The sequence below is a fragment of the Streptomyces sp. NPDC001933 genome (assembly GCF_042890955.1).
Lineage (GTDB): Bacteria > Actinomycetota > Actinomycetes > Streptomycetales > Streptomycetaceae > Streptomyces.
Window position 1 is genome coordinate 265,895 of record NZ_JBIASS010000009.1, and the last position, 22,744, is coordinate 288,638.

Below are 22,744 nucleotides of genomic sequence, written 5' to 3' on the forward strand. Positions count from 1 at the left end.
TATCGTTGCAACGATTCAGATTTTAATGCAACGTCAGCCCTCCGTTCGTTGCATTGAATGGAGAGTGAACGCTATGCTGGGGGCATCAAGGAAGCGTGAAGGGAGATCGCGGTGCCGGGAGGCAGACTCACCCAGCAGGAACGCCAGCAGATCGCGCTGGGGGTGGCCGACGGGCTCGCCTACGCGGAGATCGCCAGACGCCTGGACCGCCCCACCTCGACGATCACACGCGAGGTGATGCGTAACGGCGGCCCCACCGCCTACCGCGCCGACCTGGCCCACCGCGCCACCGAACGCCGCGCCCACCGGCGCAGGCAGGCCACCCCCCGCGGGCCGCAGGCGCCCGAGCAGGCCCACGGACGCGACACCGAAGCCGTGCGCGAGTACGAGGAGGTGTTCACCACCCTCCTGATGCAGCAGGGCCTGCCCCAGATGATGGCCCGGGTGCTGACCTGCCTGCTCACCAGCGACGCCGGCAGCCTCACCGCGTCCGAGCTCGTCCAGCGCCTCCAGGTCAGCCCGGCGTCCATCTCCAAAGCGATGGCGTACCTCGAAAGCCAGGGCCTCATCAGCCGCGAACGGGACGAACGCCGCCGCGAGCGCTACCTCGTCGACGACGAGGTCTGGTACCGGTCGATGATCGCCGCCGCGCAAGCCAACGCCCAACTCGCCCAGACCGCCCGGCAGGGGGTCGGCGTCCTCGGCCCCGACACCCCGGCCGCCGTCCGCCTGGAGAACATCGCCCGCTTCGTCGACTTCGTCGGCGAGAGCATCGCCCGCGCCGCGGAGCAGGCCCGCGAGATCCTGTACACGAACCCCGAACCTGCTTCGGGCGACGCGGCCACGCCCCATTCGGACCGCGGATGAGCAGCCCCGGGTCGGGCCGTCGCGTCCGGTTGCCGGGTCAGGCCCATCCGCGGCCGGCTGGTCCTGGTTCCCTGACGGGGACGTCGTGGCGTCAGTGCTACATCAGCCGGACATCAGCAGAACGACAGTACGAGGGTCAAAGCTAGGAGCAGACCAACCGCCGCACCACATGCAGCAGCGCCCCGGGCACTCCCCCGTTCCGGGGCGCTGCGACGTGGTCCGCAACGGTGCGTGCGCGGGGCCGGAAGGGTCCGGCCCAGGCGGGCGAGCGGGGACAGGGCCATCAGGGCGGGGGACACCATCAGCCCCGCGGCCGTCACCAGGAGAGCGGTGCGCGGCGCCCACTCCTGCGCGAGGAACCCGCCGAGCAGCGAGCCGACCGGGGTGAGGCCCATGCCGGCGAAGGTGATCGTCGCGGCCGCGCGGCCCTGCATCCCGTCCGGGGTGACGGCCTGCCGCACGGCCATGACCGTGACGTTCACCAACTGGCCGGAGGCCCCGAACACGAGGTTGACCGCGATGAGCGAAGGGACCGTCACCCCGGCGGGCCCGTGCAGCGCGGGCACGCACAGCATCACGCCGTCGCCGAGTACCGCCGCCGACACGAGCACCGGGCCGTGGCCGAACCGGGCCGGCAGCCGGGCGGCGAGCAGCGAGCCCAGCAGCGCTCCCGGCCCCGTCGCCGCGAGCGCCGTCCCGACGGCGGTGCCCGAGAGGTGGAGTTCGCGGGTCAGGAAGAGCAGGTGGACGGTCATCATCGCGGCGAAGGAGAACTGGAAGGCGGCCGAGGCGAGCCCCACCCTCCGCAGCACCGGATCGCCGGCGACGAAGCGGAGCCCCTCACTGATCCGCCGCCGGACCCGATCGGGACGTTTCAGGCGCCGCGGGACGGGTTCGTCGCGGCGGATCCGCCGGATCGACAGCAACGACAGCGTGAAGAACAACGTGCCGGACGCGGCGGCGACCGGCACCGACAGCAGGGAGACCAGCATGCCGCCGAGGGCGGGGCCGCCGGTCTGGGCCGCGGAACGGCTGCCCTCCAGCGCGCTGTTGCCGCGTACCAGCTGATCGCGCCCCACCAGTCGTACGAGGGACGCCTGGTAGGCCACGTCGAAGAACACGGACAGGGTCCCGATGGCGAAGGCTGCCACGAACAGGACCGGCAGCCCCAGCAGGCCCAGGAGACCGGCCGCGGCGACCGATCCCAGCGCCACGGCCCGGCCGAGATCGGCCAGGACCATGACCGTACGGGTCCGCCATCTGTCCACCCACGCGCCGGCCAGGAGCGAGAAGAGCAGGATCGGCATCTGCCCCACTGCGCGGAGGGTACCCAGTCGGCCGGCGTCCGCGTCGAGGGTCAGAACGGCGATCAGCGGAAGGATCACCAGGCTTGCGTGTTCGCCGAGTTGGGAGACCGTCTGGCCCACCCAGAGCCTGCGGAAATCAGCGTCCCGCCACAGGCCGGACGGATCGGAGCGCCCGGAATCGGGCACGGAAGCGGAAACGGGGGAAGGAACGGAGGAGGAAGCGGACGGCACAGGAATCCCTCGGGTCGCCGAAGAAGGTGCCCGCCACCCGGCGTACGACGGCTGCGCCGACGGTTCGGGCGGGGGAAGGCTCGCTGTGCCGCACATCGGAGGCAGCACGCGATGACAGGCCGGTCACGGCCTACGGTGTCAACGCGTGCTCGGGCGACCGGGCATGTCCTGGCTCCTCATGGGTCGTTCGCTGCCCCGGCATCGGGCGGCCCCAACGGTACAGTCCGCCGGCCGATAATCTGAGCCGCATGGACGAGATCAACGGGGTGGAGGTCATCGCGTTCACGGACGCCGAGGCGTTCGAGAGCTGGCTGTCCGAGCACGGCACACACAGCACCGGCATATGGATCAAGGTGGCCAAGAAGAAGTCCGGCATCGCGACGGTCACCGACGACGAGATGGTCGACATCGGGCTGTGCTACGGCTGGATCTCCGGACAACGCCGGTCGCTCGACGAGCAGTACTACCTCCAGAAGTACCTGCCGCGCCGCCCCAGGAGCCTGTGGTCGCAGGTGAACGTGGACAAGGTGGCGAAGCTGACGGCCGCGGGACGGATGCGTGAACCCGGGCTGGCCGAGGTGCGCAGAGCCCAGCAGGACGGGCGGTGGGCGGCAGCGTACGAGTCGCAGCGGACGGCGACGGCACCGCCGGACCTGGTGGCGGCGCTCGATGCGGATCCCGGGGCCAGGAAGGCGTTCGAGGCTCTCGACCGGTCGGGGCGCTACCAGCTGATCCTGCCGTTGCTCCAGGCGCTCACCCCGGAGACCCGGAAGGCCCGGCTCGACAAGGCCCTGCACCGGCTGGCGCACGCGGATCCGCCGGAATGAGCCGAGGGCGGTGTCCGGTTGAGCGGCGGCTTCGCCGATGATGGCGGGATGCTGGTCCGGACAGAGGCGGTGCGGCAGGTCCCGTCGAAGCCCGCGAGGGTCCGAGTGCGCTGCGCGGTGGGCACCGCCGTGGTGCTCTGGCACGGTGCCCCCGAGGAAGTGGGCCGCGAGCACCATGTCGAGTGGACCGTCGACGAGGACATCGTCTGGGCGGCGAACACCCGGCCGGCCGCCTCCGGCCCGCCCGGATTCCGGGAGGACGGTGAACACATCGTCTTCCGGGGCCGGCTGAGTCCCACCGGGGACGGCACGGCGCTGTTGGACGTGAGTGGCGCGCTGCTCCTGTTCGAACTCGCGGTTCCGCCACCGCCGGACGGCGTCGACGCGGCATGGGTCGAGGTCCGGGTCGGGAAGGAGAACGTCGGTCTGTGGCCGTATCGGCTCTGACCATGTCGGCTCTGACCATGTCGGCTCTGACCGGTCCGACTCGGCGGGGCGATAACTCGGTGTTCATGGCGGACCTTTCGGAGCTAGCCTGCGCCGCATGACTGAGAACGATCTTCCGCCGCGCCTGACCCGGCTCACCTTCCATGGTCCGCTCTCCGAGGCGCGAGCCGCGCGGATCGTCGACCGGCTCGGCCGGGCCGCCCCGGCGCGGGTCCTGGACATCGGTTGCGGCTGGGGGGAGTTGATGCTCCGCGTCCTCGACGCGGTGCCGGGGGCGACCGGGATCGGCATCGACCTCAACGGCGAGGACCTCGCCCGGGGACGCGCGAACGCCGAGGATCGTGCGCTGACCGGCCGTGTGGAGTTCGTCGAGGGGTCCGCCGCCGAAACGTTCCACGGGCCGGCCGACCTCGTCCTGTGTCTCGGGTCCAGTCACGCCCTCAGCGACGAGGAACCGCCCCGGCACAGTGCCGACGCGCTGCGTGCGCTGCGCGGGATCGTCGCGCCCGGGGGGCGGGTACTGCTCGCCGAGACCTTCTGGCAGCGCTCCCCCACCTCCGCCGAACTGGCCGCGATGTGGCCGGACGCCCGTGCCGACGAACTCCACGACCTGGCCGGACTCGTCGAAGTCGCGGCGGCCGCCGGATTCCGGCCCGCCTGGATCGAGACGGCCGGCGAGGACGAGTGGGAGGACTTCGAGTCCGGCTACCAGTCGGACGTGGAGGAGTGGCTCGCCGCTCACCCGGACCACCCGCTGGCGCAGGAGACGCGCGAGCGGGTCGACCGGCACCGGGCGAGCTGGCTGCGGGGCTACCGGGGAGTGCTCGGGATGGCCTACCTCACGCTGGTCCCCGTGGACCGAGCGGGCTGAGCGGGCTCAGCGGACCGGGCGGGCCGGGCATTTCCCGCAAGGCGTCGGGGCCGGTCGGCTACGCGGCGAAGCCGATGTTGGTGACGTACTCGTACTGCCCCCACTGCGACCCCAGGTCGACGATGACGTCCTCCCAGGCGTCGTCCAGGCCCTGGTGGTCGCCGGCCGCCCAGGCCTCGACGATGCGGTCCCAGCGGCGGACGTTCATCGTGCGGTACTCCACCATCCGCTGGAGCGGACGCGGCACCTGCGACTGGTTCAGCGGGTGGATCTCCACCCGTGTCCCGCCACCGGCGTTCAGGCGCCGCAGGAGGTACCGGGCGACGTTCTGGCGGCGCACCTGACGGTAGGCGGCGTCGATGCGCTCCAGGTTGGCGTTCGACGGCCGACGCCGCTCCTCCAGCCACGCCTTCAGCGTGCGGTCGGTCACCGTCAGCCCGGCGTCCCTGGCCGCCCTGCGGCTGTGCTCCGTCCTGGTCAGGTAGTGCAGGCGCGCCATCAGACCACGCTTCACGGTCACCGGGGTGACGACGCCGTCCGCCAGCTCGTCGAGTTTGCGTGCGACGGCGTCGCTGCCCTTGATGCCCCGGGCGCCGAACTTCCCGAAGTCGATGGTCCTCTCGGGCATCTACTCCTCCTCCCCCGACATGACCCCGGTGTCCTCGGAGTCGTCTCTGCCCGCGGTGTAGGTGTCCTTCGTCTTGACCTCGGTCACGCCACGGCCCTCGGGGAAGACACGGTGCCAGTCACCGATCACGTGGAGCTCGTCGGTGCCCATCGCGCGTACGACGGTGAGTCCCTCGTCGTGGGCCTTGAGGGCCTTCATCCAGAGGTTGGCGAACGCCTGGCTGCGGATGATGTGCATCCAGTCCGGGCGGTAGAGCTCGCGGTTGTAGTTCGACTCCCCCATCGTGGAGACGAACTTCGAGTACATCGCCTTCACGTACTCCAGCGTCACCTCGTCGCCGTCGGCGATCGCCGTGTCCCTGGCCTCCTTGAGGGCGACGCGGAACTTCTCCAGCAGGTTCTCCGTAGCCCCGGACGTGTAGGACTCGTGGATCTCCGGGGGCGCGCACAGGGCGTGCTTGGGGCCGGAGAGGCGCAGCAGGAGGCGCAGGGTCGGTTCGGTGACCCACAGCGGGCCGGGCTCGTCCCGGTTGCCGATCGGGTTGGGCAGCACCGCCCCGTGCTCCCACTCGGGCGGGGTGATGAGGTGGACGCCGGCGCGGCGGCGGTCGTGGGCGAATCCGGCGCTGTGTTCCAGCTGGCCGAGCGGGAGGTGGGTCTTCAGGGCGGAGAGGTAGGCGCCGTTGATGTCGAGTGCGGTCACCTCGTGGCGGCCGGGCGGCAGTTCATGGCGGGTCCACTTCGGGCGCGCCTCCCAGATCCGGTCCGCGCCCTTGGAGGTCTGCTTGCGCAGGATGTCCGGGATCCACGGGTGCGCGACGATGTCGTACCGCGCGCCCTTGCGGGTCTCGTCGAGCAGCCGCATCGCGTCCGGGATCGCCCGCTTCAGCAGCGCCGCGAGGGCCGCTTCGACATCGCCCCGGTGCTCGGCGAGCGCCGCCTGAACCGTCTGCCCGATCAGGTCCCCGGGCCCGGACTGCACCTGGAACGCACGCTTGGCCGGGCCCCGGGCGGGCCGGGCGGTGGGAGGTGTGGGCTGCGTGGCGGTCGGCTGCTCGGCAGTGGACGGCGCGGCAGTCGGCTGCCGAGCAGCCGGTTGCTCGACGGTGGACGGTGTCGCGGTCGCGAGTCGGCAGTCGGACGGGTCCAGGTGCTGGGCGAAGCCCGCCACCCGGTGCCTGGCCGGTGCTCCGCACAGCACACACGGCTCGGCGGCGGCGAGGAACTCCACCTCGTCCCCGGTCTCGCCCGCGCTCCCGTCTTCGCCCGAGCCCGCGCCCTCGGCCTCATCCCCGGCCCCGGCCCCGGCCCCGGCCTCATCCTCCGCGGGCGCCGATTCCTGCCCCGTCCCGGCGGGGAACTTGGCGGCCAGTCCGTCCAGCAGATACGCGTACTTGGCGCGGATCTCGTCCGACGGCTCGCGGCCGCCCTCCCACGCGCCGACCGTGCCGGGGCTCACTCCGAGCGCTCGGGCCACCTGGGCCTTGGAGAGCCTGGCCTGCTCCCGCAGCTCGCGCCGGACGTCCGGCGGCGGGAGTTCGGCCTGCGGACCGACGTCCGCGAGCAGCGCGTCGATGGCGTCGAAGTCACTCACCGGAGCGCTCCTTTCGCGGCGACCGGGGTGTCATGAGACCTGTCGGACGCATCAGATGTAGGTGACGGGGTTACGGGACAGATGCGGGCTACCGGTCGGGCGGCCGACACGGGGGTCGGCGCGCAGGAGTTCACCTTCGAGAGCGTAACGGTCACCGTGCTTGGAGATGCCGATGATCCTGGCGACCGCGAGGACAGTGCCTTCGGTGTTGATGATCTGCACCTCGTCCTGCGACAGGGCCCGGTCGGCGTTGAACTTCCAGATGCCCCGGCCGGCTTCCCATGCCTCGTCCTCGCTCATGCCCCGGCGCCACCCGAGGGTGGTCCGCATCAGGCGGTCGTCCGGGTCCGCCGCGCGCTCGGCACCGATCTGGATCTGCAGCACCCGCCCACCTCCCGGCGCCATACTGTTCAACTTGTTGGAAAGTTACCATGCACGCCGTCGGAGTGGGGCGCGGCAGGCTGCGGTGAGCCCTTCGGCGCGTCACGGAGGAGCCGGACCACCACCCGGAGAAACTCTCGCCATGACCGACGCAGCGAAAGCAGTCCTCGAAGGCGGACCGGACGATCTCCCCGACCGGGTCGTCCCCCTCACCGCACCCGGGCCCGACATCAAGATCCCGTTCCGTGGCGGGTACGAGCACTTCAGGGCCACGGCACGCCACCGGGAAACGGCCGAGGGGCAGTTGCCCGTCTACGAGTGGTGGGAGCGCACGGAGGTTCCCGGGTAGGGCCCCTCTCCTCGGGCGGATCGGGACGTCACGCCCCGCCCAGCACCACGGTCCGGGACGGCGTCGCCGAGGGCAGGACGATCTGCGAGGCGCCGCTCCTGCGGTACTCCTGCGGACTGACCCCCCGCACCCTCTTGAACGCCGAGCTCAGCGCGAACGCGCTGCTGTAGCCGACCTGGTGCGCCACCGTGGCCACCGTGATGTCCGATTCGCGCAGCAGGTCGGCGGCCATGGCGAGGCGCAAGGTGGCCAGGTAGGTCATCGGCGGCTCCCCCACCACCTCGGTGAAGCGGCGGGCGAGGCCCGCCCGGGAGACACCGACCTTGCGGGCCAGCGTTTCCACCGTCCACGCATGGGCCGGATCACCGTGCAGAAGTCGCAGTGCGGGCCCCACCCCGGGGTCGGACCGGGCGTGGTACCAGGCCGGCGCACCGGCGTCCGGCTCGGCGAGCCAGGCGCGCAGCACACTGACGAAGAGCAGGTCGAGGAGGCGGTCGAGGACCAGTTCCTGTCCCGGCTCATCGCGGCCGATCTCCTCGGCCAGCAGGGGTACGAGCGGGGTGGCGACGAGGGCGGCGGGCAGCACCAGGAGGGTGGGCAGGGCGCCCAGCAGCCGGCGGCCGATCTCCCCGGGCGCCTGGTACGTACCGCTGAGCATGACGGACGAGCCCTGCCCGAGCGGGTCCCCCCAGGTCCGCACCCCCAGGGCCATGGTGTCGGTGACGTCCTCGCCGACGGTGGTGCTGCAGCGCTGATCAGGGCCGACGGTGACCTGGACGGGGGTGTCCTGCGCGTCGGCGATCGTGTACGGGTCGGGGCCGCGCAGCACGGCGATGTCGCCGGGACCGATGAGGGCCGGAACACCGCCGTCGGGCATCACCCAGGCGCTGCCCCGGACCATGGTGGCGAGGGAGATCGGAGCGCGGTCCTCGACGCGGAGCGACCAGGGCGGGTCGAAGACCGACTTGAACAGAAACGCGCCGCGCGCCTTCGGCCCGTCCAGGAGTCCGGTGAGTACGTCCATGTGGTGATCCCCATTCGGCTCGAGGGCCCGGCACCGGGCCGAATCCGTACCGGGCACCTCAGATGCTGCCGGGTGCCGCCTGGCGCTGTCAGTGTCAGACGTTCCAGACGCCGGTGGCGGCGGCATCCTTCGCGAAGGCCGAGAAGTCGCGCGGCTTGCGGCCGAGGACCTCCTCCACGCCGTTGACGACGTCGGCGTTGCGCCCGTCGAGGATCAGGACGAACAGGTCGGCGAACTCGACGGGCAGCTCATTCTCCCGCAGAAACGCCCGGTAGTCGTCGAGGGCGACCGGGGTGTACGTGATGTCCCGGCCGGTGACCTGCGACAGCTCGGCGGCCACATCACCGAGGCTCAGCGACCGGGGCCCGGACAGCTCGTACGTCCTGCCGATGTGCTTGTCGTCGGTGAGTGCGGCGGTGACGACGTCGGCGATGTCTTCGACATCCACGAACGGCTCCACCGCGTCGGCGGTCGGCAGTGCGAGCTCACCGGCGAGGACGGGCTCCAGGAAGAAGCTCTCGCTGAAGTTCTGGTTGAACCAGCTGGCCCGCACGACGGTCCAGTCGGCGCCCGACTCCTTGAGCTTGTTCTCGCTGTTGACCGCGTCCTCTTCACCGCGTCCGGAGAGCAGTACCAGCCGGCGCGCGCCCTTCTTCACGGCGAGCTCGGAGAAGGCGCCGACGGCTTCCGCGGCTCCGGGGAACCCGAGGTCGGGGTAGTAGGTGACGTAGACGGCTCCGACTCCGTCGAGCGCCGCCTCCCAGGTGTCGGGGTCCTCCCACACGAAGGACGGTTCGGCGTTACGGGATCCCACGCGCACCGGCAGCCCCTGCGCGGTGAGCCGCTCCGCCACACGGCGCCCGGTCTTTCCGGTGCCGCCGAGCACGAGAATCGTCTTCGAGTCGGCCCGCTGAATGTCCTGCTGAATGTCCTGCTGAGTGCTCTGCTGGATGTCCTGTTCGTTCGTCATACCGATCAGTCAACGCTGCCCCGGCGAGACGAACCATAGCCACAACGCTCAATTCCATACGCGTGCGTCCAAAGTCGGATCCCGTCAGTCAGGCGTCGCCCCTGAGCCGGTCTCGCTGGATCCGGTGCGCGAGGGTGCGGCGCACGGAGGCCGATGCGGTGGCGGAGGCCGGGGTGGCGGTGGTCGCCTTCGGGGGGACGTCGAGGCCTCGGCTGATCCTGTCGTACGCCTCCTGGTAGCTGCCGGGCATCGTCGCCCGGTGCCGTCTCAGGTCCTCCTCGACGAGGCGTCGCAGCTCGTCGACGTTCTCGGGGGTGAAGCGCTTCTTCCCCCGGGCGATGTCGTTGACGTAGCGGGTGCAGCGGGCGGCGTCACCGAGGGTCTCCGAGATCTCCTCGGCAAGGGCCCACAGGCGTCCTTCGAGCCATGGGATGTCGTGCTGGTCGAGGGAGAGCACCATCGGGGGCGGCGGTTCGTCGTCCAGCCGGTACTTCGCCAGTTGCTTGGACACGGCGGGCTGGCTCATGGCCGCAAGCCGGGCGATCCTTTCCTGCGTCCAGCCGAAGCCGATGAACAGCTTGATCATTTCGGCGCGCAGCTTCCGCATCTCCTCGCCCGCGCGGATGACCTCGTTCATGTCGGCGAGCATCCGCCCTGCCTGCTCCTCGGTCAGCGTCTCGGGGACCCGGTGCGCGCTCTCTTCGCCTGCCATGTATCGGTTATACACCTCGCACCTGTCCAACCATAACCAGGTTGTACAACTTGGTTATGACTGGCATGGTCCTTGCCATGCCCACTTTCTGCGCCCCTGACGGAACCCGGCTCGCCTACCGCATACACGGAGGCGGAGACGGCTCTGTCAATAGCGACGGCGACCCGGTCGTCTGCATCCCCGGAGGTCCCGCGGACTCCCGCTACCTCGGCGACCTCGGCGGCCTGTCCGCGCACCGCCGGCTGATCGTCCTGGACCTTCGCGGCACCGGGCGGTCCGCGGTCCCCGACGACACCTCCTCCTACCGCTGCGACCGCCTCGTCGAGGACGTCGAGGCCCTGCGCATCCACCTCGGACTCCCCCGGATCGATCTGCTCGGCCACTCGGCCGGAGCGAACCTCGCGACGCAGTACGCGGCACGTCACCCGAAGAACGTCGGCAGGCTCGCCCTGATCGCCCCGGGCACCCGGGCCCTCGGAATCACGATCACCGGGGAGGCGCGGCGTGAGCTCGCCCGGCTTCGCAGGGACGAACCGTGGTTCCCGACGGCGTACGCCGCCCTGGAGGCGGTCACCGGGGGAACCGGCAGCGACTGGGAGGCCATCAGCCCCTTCTTCTACGGCCGGTGGGACGACACGGTGCGGCAGCACCTGGCGGCGAGCCGGCCGGACAATGAGGAGGCCGTCGCCCTCTTCGCGGCCGAGGGCGCCTTCGCTCCGGACGCCACCCGTGCGGCGCTCGCCGGCTTCGGGGCCCCCGTCCTGCTGCTCGCCGGTGAGTTCGACGTGAACAGCCCGCCCCGGTCGGTGGCCGAGGCGGGCGAGTCGTTCCGCGATGCCGAACTCGTCGTACAGCCAGGGGCAGGTCACTACCCCTGGCTCGACGACGCGGACCGGTTCACCGCAACCGTCGCGGCGTTCCTGGGCTGACGCCCGCACCCCTCCTGCCGGCTACTCCTGCGCGAACCGCTCGAACGCTTCGTACAGGGCCTCGCCCATGGCGGCGCTGCCCTTGTGGCCAGAGTCCTCGACGACCACGAGTTCCGAGCCGGGCCAGGCCCGGGCGAGTTCCCAGGCCGTGTCGAGCGGTCCGCTGATGTCGAGGCGGCCGTGGATCAGGACGCCGGGGATGCCCGCCAGGCGTCCCGCATCGCGGATCAACTGCCCCTCCTCCAGCCAGGCTCCGTGCGCGAAGTAGTGCGAGCAGATCCGTACGAGCGCCAGCATGGCCCGGGGCGGCCTGCTGCCGTACGGGTTGGGCGAGCCGTTCGGCTCCGCGGACAGGACCGCGTCCTCCCAGGCGCACCAGTCGGTCGCGGCCTTGGCCCGTACGTCCGGGTCGGGGCTGCCCATGAGACGCGCGTACGCCCCGACGAGGTCGCCGCCGCGGTCGGCCTCGGGGACACCGTCGCGGAATCGCTCCCACGCATCCGGGAAGAACCGGCCCGCGCCCCGGTAGAGCCAGTCGATCTCGGAGCGGCGGGTGCTGGTGACAGCGGCGAGGACGATCTCCGACACCCGCTCCGGGTGCCGTTCGGCGTACGCGAGAGTGAGCGTGGACCCCCAGGAGCTGCCGAACAGCAACCACCGCTCGACACCGAGGTGTTCGCGCAGTTGCTCCATGTCGGCGATCAGATGCTCGGTGGTGTTGAGCTTCATGTCGGTGGTGGGGTCGGCGGCATGGGGTGTGCTCCGGCCGCAGCCGCGCTGGTCGAAGAGGATGATCCGGTAGCGCTCCGGGTCGAAGGACTTGCGCGGGCCCGTCGAGCAGCCCGAACCGGGGCCGCCGTGGACGACGAGGGCGGGCTTCCCGTCGGGGTTTCCGCAGGTCTCCCAGTAGATGAGGTTTCCGTCGCCGGTGTCGAGCATCCCGTGGTCGTAGGGATCGATCGGTGGATACGGGGCTGTCATGTCCGGTTCTCCCACATCGAGTTCGTCGAGTTCGTCGAAGGCACAAGCCGAACACCATACGCACTACCGCGTGATCGTCCCCCACCTCGCCGAAGGAATCCGCGAGGGATGCGTAAGACCCGGAGGGCTCGTGGATGCCCTTCTCCTGCCTGGCCGCCGACCTCGGTCTGCAGTCGGCCGTCCGGCCGTCGTACGGCCGTCGTACGGCAAGAAATTGCGAGGGGCCGCCGAGGGGCGGCTGCTAAGCTCGCGAGAGCGTTGATCACGTTTTGAGGAGACCAGACATGGTGGGTGACGACGACATCTCGGGGTGAGACCCCGTTCTGTCAGGCCACCGGCCGATGCCCAGGAGCATCGCCGTCGTGGCCGTTCAGTCGTCCCCTTCTTCCATGTCCCGGGCAGCAGTCCGTGCCTGCCCGTATCTCATTCGAGGTCTCTCCATGTCCGACGCCGCCATCATCTGCTCGAACCTGTCCTTCGCCTGGCCCGACGACACCCCGGTCTTCGACGACCTCTCCTTCGCCATGGGCAGCGGCCGGACGGGCCTGGTCGCGCCCAACGGCTCCGGCAAGAGCACCCTTCTCAAGCTGATCGCCGGCGAGCTGCGGCCCGGCACCGGTTCCGTGTCCGTCGGTGGCACGCTCGGCTATCTCCCGCAGAGCCTGCCCCTGACCGGTGATCTCACGGTGGCCGAGGTCCTGGGCGTCGCGGAGGTGATCCGGGCCCTGGACGCCGTGGAGTCCGGGGACGTGGGCGAGGAGCACTTCACGGTCATCGGTGACGACTGGGACATCGAGGAACGCACCCGGGCCCAACTGGACCGGCTCGGCCTCGCCGGTCTCGCCCTCGACCGGAGCCTGAACACACTCAGCGGCGGCCAGGTCGTCTCGCTCGGCCTGGCGGCCCAGCTGCTGAAGCGGCCCGCCGTACTGCTGCTCGACGAGCCGACCAACAACCTCGACCTCGACGCCCGGCACAAGCTCTACGACGTGCTGGAGGACTGGAACGGCTGCCTGCTGCTGGTCAGCCACGACCGGGCGCTGCTCGACCGCATGGAGCGCATCGCCGAACTCGAACGCGGCGAACTGCGTTTCTACGGTGGCAACTTCACCGAATACGAAGAGGCCGTGCGGGCCGAGCAGGAGGTCGCCGAGAAGAACATCCGCAACGCCGAACAGGAGCTGAAGCGGGAGAAGCGGGAGATGCAGCAGGCCCGCGAACGCGCCGAGCGCCGGGCGAGCAATGCCGCCCGCAACCTCAAGAGCGCGGGCCTGCCGCGCATCTTCGCCGGAAACATGAAGCGCGGCGCCCAGGAGTCCGCGGGCCGGTCGGGCCAGCTGCACTCGTCCCGGGTCAGCGAGGCGAAGGCCCGGCTGGACGAGGCGGGGCGCGCCCTGCGCGACGAGCAGCGCATCACGCTGGACCTGCCGGACACCGATGTGCCCGCCGGACGCACACTCGTCCTCGGCGAGCAGATGCAGGTACGCCACGGCGGGCGGGCCCAGTTCGCCCAAGCGGGCGTCGACCTGACGGTCCGGGGCCCCGAACGCATCGCGCTGGCCGGTCCCAACGGCTCGGGCAAGACCACACTGCTGCGGCTGCTCAACGGTGAACTGGGGCTGGACAGCGGGCAGATCAAGCGGGCCGACGGCCGGATCGCCTACCTCTCGCAGCGACTGGACCTGCTGGACCTCGACCGAACGGTCGCCGAGAACTTCGCCGCGTTCGCACCGCACCGGACGGAGGCGGAGCGGATGAATCTGCTCGCCCGCTTCCTCTTCCGGGGTCCCCGGGCCCATCTCCCGGTCGGGGTGCTGTCCGGCGGTGAGCGGCTGCGCGCCACGCTGGCCTGCGTGCTGTGCGCCGAACCGGCTCCGCAGCTGCTGCTCCTGGACGAGCCGACGAACAACCTCGACCTGGTGAGCGCGAGCCAGCTGGAGGGCGCGCTGGGCTCGTACCGGGGAGCGTTCGTGGTGGTCAGCCACGACGAGCGTTTCCTCGCCCGGATCGGCGTGGACCGGTGGCTGCGGCTGGCCGGCGGTGAGCTGAGGGAGACCGGAGCGCCCGAGACGGGAACGCCGGGGACGGGAGTGCCGGAGGTGTGAACCGCTGATGTGCTGACCGGGCCCGCGCCCGAGGTGGGTCACCCACCCGGCGAGCCGAACACCGATCGCATCAGGTGGAACACCATGTCCCGACCGGCCCTGCTCGCCCACGAGGCCGCCCTGGGTACCGGCCCCGGCGCGATCGTCCTGGCCAGCCACGACCGTTGGCTGCGCAGACGTTGGCAGGGCCGCGAGATCAAGCTGGCCGCCGACGGTCCGGCGGGGGGCTGTCCGGCGGGGGGCGACGAGGCGCTGGACGTGCTGAACGGTGCGGCGCGCGAACCGCCCGCCGCACCGCAGCTCACCACCTCGGGACGCTGGACGGAAGCGACGCCGGACGAAGCCCTGTCCACCGTGGCACGCTTTGCGATCGAGCTCCTGAGCGGGCCGGACGTACCCCTGCTCAAGGAGTGCGGCAATCCCGAGTGCACCCGTATCTACATCGACCGCTCCCGGGGCATGCGGCGGCATGGAGTCCTGCGGGAACAAGATCAAGGCGGCCGCCTACCGGGCGCGCAAGGAGAGCGCGCACACCGCGGCGGCGCAGTAGCGGGCGCGCCCGGTTCCTCCGGGGCTCAGGCGGGGAGGATGGCGGGCGCCTCCCGGGGCTCCCGAGGCTGGGCGATCGGGAGCACCCGGGGCGCGGCCAGTCGCTGGTAGTCGGCCGTGGCCAGGGCCACCGAGCGGTCGAGGCGGGCGGCGTTGAAGTAGATCTCGTCGTGGGCCAGGAGGTCCGGGTCGGCGAGCAGTTCGAGCTCCTGATGGAAGGCGAACGGGATGATGGTCCCGCTCACGCTGCCGGCCAGTTCCTCGGCGACATCGCGGGCGGCGAACGACGCCTCGGTGCCGTCGTACAGATCGCGCAGGCCGTCGAGGTCGACCCTGCGGTCGCCGGGAATCACGGCCATCACGTAGCGGCGCGCCTTCCGGCCCAGGGCCACCCGTACGACCAGGCATTTGGCCGCCTGGGCGAGGGGATGGCGGCGGAGCACACTGGCCGGGGCGGTGCGGCCCTCGGGGGCGTGGTCGACGAGGCGGTAGCGGGCGTCGTTCTCGCCCAGCAGGTCGATCAGCCTCTGGTAGGTCGTGGTGGTCATGGCCACTGAGTGTGTGAGTGCGCGCTCAGCTCGCGGTGGTGACCAGCTCGGGACGTCGGCTCACCGCTATCCGGACGCTCCCGGTGCCACACAACGCACCCTCTCTCCTCTTCGGCTTCTTTCCTTCTGGCTCTCCCTCCTTCGGGTCTCGAACGCTGCTCCAGCGATTCCTGAGACCGTGCCGTGGTCATTGGGTCCAGGTACCACGGGAGGCAGTTCATGTCCGCGTCTGTGTCCGAGTCCCCGCTGGAGGTGGCGGCGGCCGTCCCGACGGAACCCGGCCGGCGCGCCAGGCCCGGGCTCGCGCTCGCTGTCATCGCCGGCTGCAACGCGATGATCCAGCTCGACGACCCCATCATGAACATCGCGCTGCCGGGGATCAGGGCGGACCTGGGGCTTTCGACACTCACCGCGTCCTGGGTGATCGGCGCCTATCTGCTGGCCTTCGGCGGGCTGTTGCTGCTCGGCGGCCGGGCCGGAGACATTCTGGGGCGGCGCCGGATGTTCGTCGCGGGCGTGGGGCTGTTCACGGCCGCGGCCGCCGCACGGGCCGCGGTCACCGGTGGCGAGCTGCTCATCGCGGTACGCGCGGTGGAGGGCGCCGGGGCCGCGTTCGCCGCGGCCAACGGGTTCGTACTGATGCTCGCCACCTTCCCCGAAGGTCCCGCCCGCAAGCGGGCGATCGCCCTCTGCACGGCGGTCGGTGCGTCCTCCACGGCCGGCGGCCTGCTGCTGGCGGGGGCGTTGGGCTCGGTCGGATCCTGGCGCTGGCTGGTGCTGTTGAACGTGCCGGTGGGGCTGGCGATCGTCCTGCTCGCACCGCGCGTCATCGAGGAGACGGAGCGGGTCCGCGGGCGCTTCGACCTGCGCGGCACGCTGCTCTCCGCGACCGGCGTCGGCGCGGTGGTGTACGGCCTGTCGCAGGCCGGCGAACATCCGTGGAGCTCCGCTCGGGTGGCGGGTCCGCTGCTGGCCGGACTGGCACTGCTGTCGCTGTTCATCGGCTCGCAGCGCCGTACGGACCAGCCCATCGTGCGGCTCGCGCTGTTCAAGGACCGTGACCGGGCACTGGCGTTCGGCAGCATGCTGGTGCTGCCCGGCGCGCTGATCGGCGCGTACTTCTTCCTCAGCCAGTTCTTCCAGCAGCACCACGGCTGGTCGGCGCTCACGGCCGCGTTCGCGCTACTGCCGGTACCGCTGGCGATGGCCGCCACCGCGGCGGTGGCCCCGCGCATCGAACGGAGCCTGGGGCCGAAGCTGATGATGGCCATCGGTGCCACCGCGCTCGCCGTCGAGAACCTGTGGCTGTCGCGCCTGCGGTACGGGGATGCGTATCTGACGGGGGTTCTGCCCTCGCTGGTCCTGCTCGGCGCCGGCATGACGTTCTGTGTGGTTCCGGCGACCGTGCTGGCCACCTCCCGGCTGCGGCCCCACGAGCTCGGCTCGGCGGGCAGCGTCCTCAACGCGTTCCAGGCCATCGGCGGTTCACTGTGCATCGCGCTGCTGGTCACCGCGTCGGCAGGGTACTCCGACTTCGCCGACACCATGTCCGCCGGGTTCACCACCGGCTCCGGGTTCGCGGCAACGGGGCTCCTGATAGCCCTGGCCCTGCGCCCCGGCCCCACGGCCACCGCACGCCGGTCCTGGATCTCACGCCTGTCCCGGTGACGTCCGGTGACGTCCGGTGACGGTGATACGCGGCGGACAAGCGGATACTGCTGCGCCTCGCCGGCTGCGCTTCGCGCGCGCCGGCGAGGCGCGGTGCCGGGTGCCCGACACCGTCCCGGACGGGGGATGACCGAGACGGCGTGGGGGGTCCGGACGACCCCCGCTCCGGTGATGGCCGGAGGGGAGCGGCTGGGGTGGGGCGGCCGGGCGGACAGGGCAGTCAGGACCGCCGGCTCAGCGTGTGGCGTGGCTGAGTACGGGCAGTACGGCGCGCTCCTCGGGGCGCAGTGGCGGCTCGGTCAGCGCCGGGACCTCGAAGCCGCGGCGCAGCGCGGCGAGAAGCCACGGGGTCTGGATCTCGGCGACGGTGGTGGAGAGGGTCATCAGACCGACGGCGGCACGGCTGACCTCGCGGTTGCGGGTCGCCACACTGCTCATCACGTCCGAATCGCGGCGCCGGGTGCCGTCGTCGTCGGTGAGCCGCGGGTCGCGGCTGTCGACCTCGACGTCGGGGTAGTTCACATCGCCGGACGTGGCCAGCATCCAGGCGTCGTCGACCGCCTTGGCGACGGCGCGCTGAACGGCACGGCCGAGGCCCGGATCCAGGTCGCGCAGCTGTATCTGCTTCTCGAAGGCCGCCACGCTGCGAGCGGCGGCGCTCATGCCGTGCCCGTAGACGGGGTTGAAGGCCGTTGCCGCGTCACCGAGCACCACAAGTCCCGCGGGCCAGGCCGGGAGACGGTCGTAGTGCAGGCGCCGATTGATGGTGGAGCGGGAACGCTGCACGCCGGTGAGCGGTTCCAGGCCCGCGATCAGGTCCCCGATCAGGGGGTGCCGGACGCTTTCCCGGGCGTACGCCATGAACCCGGCCTCGTCCGCGGGCGGTTCACCGCCTCGGGTGCCGGAGAGCGTGACGATCCAGCGGTCGTCCTCGATGGGCATCAGCACGGCGTTGCGGCCGGGCCCGCCCTGGCGCGAGTCGGCGAGCACGCTGACGAGCGGGAACGTGCCGCCGGCAGTCGCGGGGGCACGGAAGATCCGGGTCGCGTAGACCATGCCGGTGTCGACGGACTCCTCCTGCGGAGCCGCGATGCCCAGGCCGCCCAGCCATCGCTTCATGGCGGAGCCGCGGCCGGTGGTGTCGACGACGATGTCCGCCTCCAGCACGCGTTCCTCGCCGGAGGCGCTGTCGCGTACCCGGACTCCGGTGACGCGTTCGGCGGTGCCGGTCAGTCCGAGTGCCTCGGTCCGGTCGAGGACCGATATCCGGGGGTTGCGCAGCGCCTGATCGCGCACGGTCCAGTCGAGCAGCGCGCGACTGCAGGCGATGGTGAACTCGGACTCCGGAAAGCGGTGCTGCCATCCGAAGGCGGTGTAGGAAACGAGGCCGTTCGGAATTCCGATACGGTGCGCGCCGGCCTCGATCAGGCGGTCGGTCGTCCCCGGGAGGAGCGACTCCATGATTCGGGCGCCGCCGGACCACAGAATGTGGCAGTGGCGGGCCTGTGGAACGCCCTTGCGGAGCTCTGGTCCGTGCGGGTATTCATCCCGGTCGATGACTGTCACGTCGTCGACATACCGGACCAGCATCGAAGAGGTGAGTGCGCCGGCGAAACCACCGCCCAACACCACGGCACGTCGATTTCCAGTCATCGGTCACCCGGTCCTTTCCCGCTGTGTGGAATCGCCAACTACCGTACGGTGAATCGGGGCGCGGTGATCCGTTCACCCCGTACCCCTCCAGAGACAGGGGTGTCTAGGGGTATGTGTAGGGGTAACCGGGATAATTTCCGGGACGTACGGGGAAATCGCAGATCACCATGGCAGCGGCCGGTCACAAGATGTTTTCTGTACGACTGAAATCCCTACATCTCTGGCTACCGAATGACTGGTCATCCTCATTAGAGTTCCGCCCATGACGACAACACACAGGGCGACACCGGTGGTTGGATTCACCGGCGCTGTCAAGGAGTTCGGCGCGGTGCGCGCCGTCGACGGACTCGATCTCACCATCGGACCAGGCGAGAGAGTCGCCCTGCTCGGTCGCAACGGCGCGGGCAAGTCGACGGCCATCAGCCTGCTGCTGGGTCTGGACGACCCGACCACCGGCACGGTGGAACTGTTCGGGCAGGCCCCGAGCCATGCGGTGGGCGAGGGCCGGGTCGGCGCGATGCTGCAGGACTCCAAGCCGGTTTCCCGGGTGACGGTGCGTGAGCTGGTGTCCTTCGTGACCCGTACGTATCCGAACCCGATGGCGGTGGACGAGGCGCTTGAGCTGGCGGGCCTGACCGAGCTGGCCGGGCGGCGCGCGGACAAGCTCTCCGGAGGCCAGGCCCAGCGGGTCAGCTTCGCCATCGCGCTGGCCGGGGACCCCGATCTGCTGGTGCTGGACGAGCCGACGGCGGCGCTCGACGTGGAGGCCCGACGGCTGTTCTGGCAGTCGATGCGCGCTTTCACCGACCGTGGCAAGACGGTGCTGTTCTCCACGCACTATCTGGAGGAGGCGGACCAGAACGCCGACCGGATCGTCGTCATCGACCGCGGCCAGCTGATCGCCGACGGCAGCAGCGCCGACATCAAGCACACGGTGGGGTCCAGCATGGTCTCCTTCACCGTGCCGGACGGACCGGTGCCGGACGGCCTGGCCGCGCTGCCCGGTGTGCTGTCGGTCGAGGTCGTCGACGGCCGGGTGCGGCTGCGTACGTCGGACTCGGACGCGACGGTGAGCGCCCTGCCGGGTGTGGTGACGCCGCGGGGTCTCGAAGTCGCCCCGGCGGGCCTGGAGGACGCGTTCCTGGCCCTGACGGCGCACCACTCGGGTCGTGACGGGGGCCGCCCGTTCGTCCCCTCCGCCTCGTCCGATTCCGCTGTCCAGACCCCGAAGGCAGGCGCGTGATGGCCAGTTCGATCGCCCTCGTTTCCAACTACGTAAATCTTGAGCTGCGTCGTACGTTCCGTGACACCGGCTTCGTGATCTTCGGCATCGGCACTCCGGTGCTGATGTACATCATGTTCACCAATGTCGGCGGCGGCTCCGGCGGGACGGACGAATGGGCCGTGACCGCGATGGTGGGTCTGGCGGCGTACGGTGCGCTGAGCGCCGGGCTCAGCTCGGGCACGGCGGTCGCCGAGGACAAGGCCGTGGGGTGGCTGCGGCAGCTGCGGATCACGCCGCTGTCTCCGGCCCAGGTGGTCTTCGGGCGTGCGGTGACCGGCTCGCTGATGGTGCTGCCGGCGATCGTGGTGGTTCTGCTCACGGCCATGATCGTCAATGGTGTGCGGCTGGACGCCTGGCAGTGGCTCGTGCTGACGCTGCTGCTGTGGGTCGGTTCGCTGCCGTTCACCATGCTCGGGATCGCCAACGGCTACCAGCTCTCGTCCCAGACCACGAACGTCACGAACATCGTCTGCAACCTGGCGCTCGCACTGGTCGGCGGGCTGTGGTTCCCCATCAGCGAGTTCCCGGGCTGGATGGCTTCGGTGGCCAAGTGGACGCCGGGTTACCGCTTCGGCGAACTGGGCTGGAACACGACGGACGGCGAGGCGCCGAGCATGACGGGCATCGTGGTGCTGGTGGTCTGGCTGCTGGTCTTCGGCGCGTACGCGGCCTTCGCCTACAGCCGTTCGGGCCGTAAGGCCTAAGGCACAGGGCGCAAGGTGCAAGGGCTCGTATCCCCCTCTGCACACATGGCTGTGGGCGGCACCCGGTTCGGGTGCCGCCCACAGCCATGTGTCGTACGGGGTGCGGTGCGGGTCAGTCGACGGCGCGGCGGGTGAAGCCGCGGATGCCGACCACCGAGGCCACCACGATCGCGGCCGCGAGGACGGCGAGGTCGATGCCGAGCGGCACGGAGTCCACCTTGTCGAGCAGGACCGCGCGCAGGCCCTCGTTGATGTACGTGATCGGGTTGATGCCGACGACCACCTGGAACCACTTCAGCCCGTGCAGGCTGAGCAGCGAGTACTGTGCGGCCGCGGTGAACATCAGCGGCGTCAGGGCGAGGCCGAAGACCACACCGACGCGACGGGCCGGGACGACGGTGCCCAGGACGAGGCCGAGGGCGCCGCCGAGGAGCGAACCGAGCACGAGAACGGCCAGGATCGGCGGCAGGGCGGCGGCCGGCCACCAGGACACACCCAGCACGAGGATGCCCACGGGGATCATGAGGGCGGCGGCGATGAAGCCGCGGATGCCGCCGAAGACGATCTTCTCCAGGGCCACCAGCCGGATGCCCACCGGGGCCATCAGCCGGTCCTCGATCTCCTTCGAGTACGAGAAGTCCATGACCAGGGGCAGCGCGGTGGCCTGGAGGGCGCTGATGAAGGCGGTCAGGCCCACGATGCCGGGCAGGAGCAGCGGAACGTAGGAGCTGTCGACGTAGTCCATGTCGGCGAGGACCTTGCCGAAGATGAACAGGATGAAGAGCGGCTGGAGCAGCGCCTCCGCGAGGAACAGCCAGGGCTGGCGGGCGGTGACCAGGATGTCGCGCCACAGGATGGACCCGAGGATGCGACTCTGCGACACCTTCCGCGGCCCGGTGGACGCGGAGGGCACGGTCGGCGCGGAGCGCGTGGGCAGCGCGGAGGACGTGGTGGCCACCGTCGCGTCTGCGGCTGTGTCTGCGCCTGCGCCTGCGTCTGCGCCTGTGTCTGTGGCCGTGGCGGGCGTGGAAGTTGTGACAGTCACCGAAGTCCCCTACCAGTCATGTGAATGAAGACGTCCTCAAGGCTTGCCTCCCGGACGGTCAGGTCTCTGACCTCGCAGTTCAGCTCGCCGAGCACCTTGAACACGCCGGGCAGCACGTCACCGGCGCCGGACTCGACGCTGATCACGAAGCGGTCCTCCTCCGGCTCCGGGGCCGGCATGCCCGGGAAGGAGGGCGCAGCGGGTGCGCCGCCCGTCACGAATTCGGCGGCCGCGACCCACGGCACAGCGGTGAGCGCCTCGGTGACGGACTCCGGGGTCTCGTCCAGGAGGTTCAGCTTGAGGGTGAGCACCGTGCCGCCCGGCAGCGAGCGGATCAGGCCGTCGGGCGTGTCGACGGTCAGGAGCTTGCCGTGGTCGACGATGCCGATGCGGTCGCAGACCTTGGCGGCCTCGTCCATGTCGTGCGTGGTGATCACGACGGTCACGCCCTGCTTTCCCAGCTCCTCGACGAGGTCGTGCACGAAGAGCCGTGCCTGCGGGTCCAGGCCGGTGGCCGGCTCGTCGAGGAACATCACGCTCGGGTCGTGCATCAGGGCGCGGGCGATCATCACGCGCTGCGCCTGACCGCCGGACATCTGGTCCACCAGCGAGTCGGCCTTCTCGGTGAGCTGCATCCGTTCCAGCAGCTCGTCGGCGCGGCGGCGCCGCTCGGAGCGGCTCAGGCCGTGGTACGCCGCGTGGAACGTGAGGTTCTGCCTGACCGTCAGCGAGCGGTCCAGATTGTTGTGCTGCGGGACGACCGCCAGCACGCCGCGCGCCCGGTCGGGGTGGGCGATCACGTCGATACCGTCGAGGGTGGCCCGGCCCGACGTGGCCTTGGCCATCGTGGTGAGCATGCGGATGGTGGTGGTCTTGCCCGCTCCGTTGGGGCCGAGGAGGCCGAAGACCTCGCCGCGCGCCACGGTGAAGCTCAGCCCGTCGACCGCCCGGGGCATGCCGGGCAGGTACTCCTTGACGAGATCCTCGACTATCACCGCGTCAGGCGCGGCTGTGTCCGTTTCTGGCACTTTGTGCCTCCTCATCGAAATCGAAAGAAAAATCTCAGACAT

General features: G+C 70.6%; 22 protein-coding genes and 1 pseudogene. 11 read left to right on the top strand and 12 right to left on the bottom strand.

The window, feature by feature from the left end:
- Positions 1 to 111 precede the first annotated feature (111 nt).
- Entirely contained in the window at positions 112 to 867 is a 756-nt protein-coding gene (locus ACFYY7_RS23510; RefSeq protein ID WP_388664145.1) for a helix-turn-helix domain-containing protein, read from the top strand.
- Between the two features lie 113 nt (positions 868 to 980).
- Here ACFYY7_RS23510 and ACFYY7_RS23515 read toward each other — a convergent pair whose 3' ends face one another.
- Positions 981 to 2,360, bottom strand: coding sequence for an MFS transporter (locus ACFYY7_RS23515; protein WP_388664147.1), 1,380 nt, complete (start codon positions 2,358 to 2,360; stop codon positions 981 to 983).
- A 293-nt stretch (positions 2,361 to 2,653) separates the two neighbouring features.
- Between ACFYY7_RS23515 and ACFYY7_RS23520 the strand changes: the two genes are divergently transcribed.
- The 3 genes from ACFYY7_RS23520 to ACFYY7_RS23530 all read left to right on the top strand — a co-directional run bounded on the left by ACFYY7_RS23520 (position 2,654) and on the right by ACFYY7_RS23530 (position 4,550).
- Entirely contained in the window at positions 2,654 to 3,232 is a 579-nt protein-coding gene (locus tag ACFYY7_RS23520) for a YdeI family protein (RefSeq protein ID WP_388664149.1), read from the top strand.
- Between the two features lie 48 nt (positions 3,233 to 3,280).
- Positions 3,281 to 3,679 carry a hypothetical protein gene (locus ACFYY7_RS23525; protein WP_388664151.1) on the top strand — a complete coding sequence of 133 codons (399 nt, stop codon included), beginning with the start codon at positions 3,281 to 3,283 and terminating at the stop codon, positions 3,677 to 3,679.
- Positions 3,680 to 3,776: 97 nt separating this feature from the next.
- Positions 3,777 to 4,550: a methyltransferase domain-containing protein gene (locus ACFYY7_RS23530; RefSeq protein ID WP_388664153.1), complete on the top strand. Its 774-nt coding sequence runs from the start codon at positions 3,777 to 3,779 to the stop codon at positions 4,548 to 4,550.
- A 58-nt stretch (positions 4,551 to 4,608) separates the two neighbouring features.
- Here the strand turns inward: ACFYY7_RS23530 and ACFYY7_RS23535 are convergent, their stop codons facing one another.
- From ACFYY7_RS23535 to ACFYY7_RS23545, 3 genes are read right to left on the bottom strand one after another with little or no spacing between them, the layout of a single operon-like run.
- Complete coding sequence (locus ACFYY7_RS23535; RefSeq protein WP_388664155.1) at positions 4,609 to 5,178, bottom strand: transcriptional regulator; 570 nt, start codon at positions 5,176 to 5,178, stop codon at positions 4,609 to 4,611.
- Entirely contained in the window at positions 5,179 to 6,771 is a 1,593-nt protein-coding gene (locus ACFYY7_RS23540; protein WP_388664157.1) for a helix-turn-helix transcriptional regulator, read from the bottom strand. It abuts the gene before it with no gap.
- Positions 6,772 to 6,822: 51 nt separating this feature from the next.
- Complete coding sequence (locus tag ACFYY7_RS23545) at positions 6,823 to 7,155, bottom strand: hypothetical protein (RefSeq protein ID WP_351262368.1); 333 nt, start codon at positions 7,153 to 7,155, stop codon at positions 6,823 to 6,825.
- A gap of 139 nt (positions 7,156 to 7,294) precedes the next feature.
- Here ACFYY7_RS23545 and ACFYY7_RS23550 point away from each other — a divergent pair, with 139 nt between their 5' ends.
- A complete protein-coding gene (locus ACFYY7_RS23550) occupies positions 7,295 to 7,501 on the top strand; it encodes a DUF5988 family protein (protein WP_388664159.1) in 207 nt (68 codons plus the stop codon).
- Between the two features lie 28 nt (positions 7,502 to 7,529).
- Here ACFYY7_RS23550 and ACFYY7_RS23555 read toward each other — a convergent pair whose 3' ends face one another.
- The 3 genes from ACFYY7_RS23555 to ACFYY7_RS23565 form a co-directional block, all read right to left on the bottom strand.
- Positions 7,530 to 8,525 (bottom strand): AraC family transcriptional regulator, encoded by a 996-nt coding sequence (locus ACFYY7_RS23555; protein ID WP_388664161.1) that lies wholly within the window; start codon positions 8,523 to 8,525, stop codon positions 7,530 to 7,532.
- 94 nt (positions 8,526 to 8,619) lie between these two features.
- Positions 8,620 to 9,411: an NAD(P)H-binding protein gene (locus ACFYY7_RS23560; RefSeq protein ID WP_388664228.1), complete on the bottom strand. Its 792-nt coding sequence runs from the start codon at positions 9,409 to 9,411 to the stop codon at positions 8,620 to 8,622.
- A 172-nt stretch (positions 9,412 to 9,583) separates the two neighbouring features.
- Complete coding sequence (locus tag ACFYY7_RS23565; protein WP_388664163.1) at positions 9,584 to 10,207, bottom strand: sigma-70 family RNA polymerase sigma factor; 624 nt, start codon at positions 10,205 to 10,207, stop codon at positions 9,584 to 9,586.
- A 77-nt stretch (positions 10,208 to 10,284) separates the two neighbouring features.
- Here ACFYY7_RS23565 and ACFYY7_RS23570 point away from each other — a divergent pair, with 77 nt between their 5' ends.
- Complete coding sequence (locus ACFYY7_RS23570; RefSeq protein WP_388664165.1) at positions 10,285 to 11,136, top strand: alpha/beta fold hydrolase; 852 nt, start codon at positions 10,285 to 10,287, stop codon at positions 11,134 to 11,136.
- A gap of 21 nt (positions 11,137 to 11,157) precedes the next feature.
- Here the strand turns inward: ACFYY7_RS23570 and pip are convergent, their stop codons facing one another.
- A complete protein-coding gene (gene pip / locus ACFYY7_RS23575; RefSeq protein WP_388664166.1) occupies positions 11,158 to 12,117 on the bottom strand; it encodes a prolyl aminopeptidase in 960 nt (319 codons plus the stop codon).
- Between the two features lie 440 nt (positions 12,118 to 12,557).
- Here pip and abc-f point away from each other — a divergent pair, with 440 nt between their 5' ends.
- Both abc-f and ACFYY7_RS23585 read left to right on the top strand, forming a co-directional pair.
- Positions 12,558 to 14,222 carry a ribosomal protection-like ABC-F family protein gene (abc-f, locus tag ACFYY7_RS23580; protein WP_388664168.1) on the top strand — a complete coding sequence of 555 codons (1,665 nt, stop codon included), beginning with the start codon at positions 12,558 to 12,560 and terminating at the stop codon, positions 14,220 to 14,222.
- Positions 14,223 to 14,468: 246 nt separating this feature from the next.
- A pseudogene (locus tag ACFYY7_RS23585) lies at positions 14,469 to 14,772 on the top strand (CGNR zinc finger domain-containing protein); the annotation flags it as partial.
- Positions 14,773 to 14,797: 25 nt separating this feature from the next.
- Here the strand turns inward: ACFYY7_RS23585 and ACFYY7_RS23590 are convergent.
- Positions 14,798 to 15,319, bottom strand: a complete 522-nt coding sequence (locus ACFYY7_RS23590; RefSeq protein ID WP_388664170.1) for a YbaK/EbsC family protein — start codon at positions 15,317 to 15,319, stop codon at positions 14,798 to 14,800.
- Between the two features lie 219 nt (positions 15,320 to 15,538).
- On the opposite strand from ACFYY7_RS23590, the gene ACFYY7_RS23595 reads away from it, so the two are divergent.
- A complete protein-coding gene (locus tag ACFYY7_RS23595) occupies positions 15,539 to 16,987 on the top strand; it encodes an MFS transporter (RefSeq protein WP_388664171.1) in 1,449 nt (482 codons plus the stop codon).
- Between the two features lie 234 nt (positions 16,988 to 17,221).
- Here the strand turns inward: ACFYY7_RS23595 and ACFYY7_RS23600 are convergent, their stop codons facing one another.
- Positions 17,222 to 18,640, bottom strand: coding sequence for an FAD-dependent monooxygenase (locus ACFYY7_RS23600; protein ID WP_388664173.1), 1,419 nt, complete (start codon positions 18,638 to 18,640; stop codon positions 17,222 to 17,224).
- 262 nt (positions 18,641 to 18,902) lie between these two features.
- Here ACFYY7_RS23600 and ACFYY7_RS23605 point away from each other — a divergent pair, with 262 nt between their 5' ends.
- Positions 18,903 to 19,883: an ABC transporter ATP-binding protein gene (locus ACFYY7_RS23605; RefSeq protein ID WP_388664175.1), complete on the top strand. Its 981-nt coding sequence runs from the start codon at positions 18,903 to 18,905 to the stop codon at positions 19,881 to 19,883.
- Complete coding sequence (locus ACFYY7_RS23610) at positions 19,883 to 20,629, top strand: ABC transporter permease (RefSeq protein ID WP_388664177.1); 747 nt, start codon at positions 19,883 to 19,885, stop codon at positions 20,627 to 20,629. The genes ACFYY7_RS23605 and ACFYY7_RS23610 overlap by 1 nt, the downstream gene beginning before the upstream one ends.
- 112 nt (positions 20,630 to 20,741) lie before the next feature.
- Here ACFYY7_RS23610 and ACFYY7_RS23615 read toward each other — a convergent pair whose 3' ends face one another.
- Complete coding sequence (locus tag ACFYY7_RS23615; RefSeq protein ID WP_388664178.1) at positions 20,742 to 21,587, bottom strand: ABC transporter permease; 846 nt, start codon at positions 21,585 to 21,587, stop codon at positions 20,742 to 20,744.
- Positions 21,588 to 21,670: 83 nt separating this feature from the next.
- A complete protein-coding gene (locus ACFYY7_RS23620) occupies positions 21,671 to 22,702 on the bottom strand; it encodes an ABC transporter ATP-binding protein (RefSeq protein WP_388664179.1) in 1,032 nt (343 codons plus the stop codon).
- Positions 22,703 to 22,744: the final 42 nt, after the last annotated feature.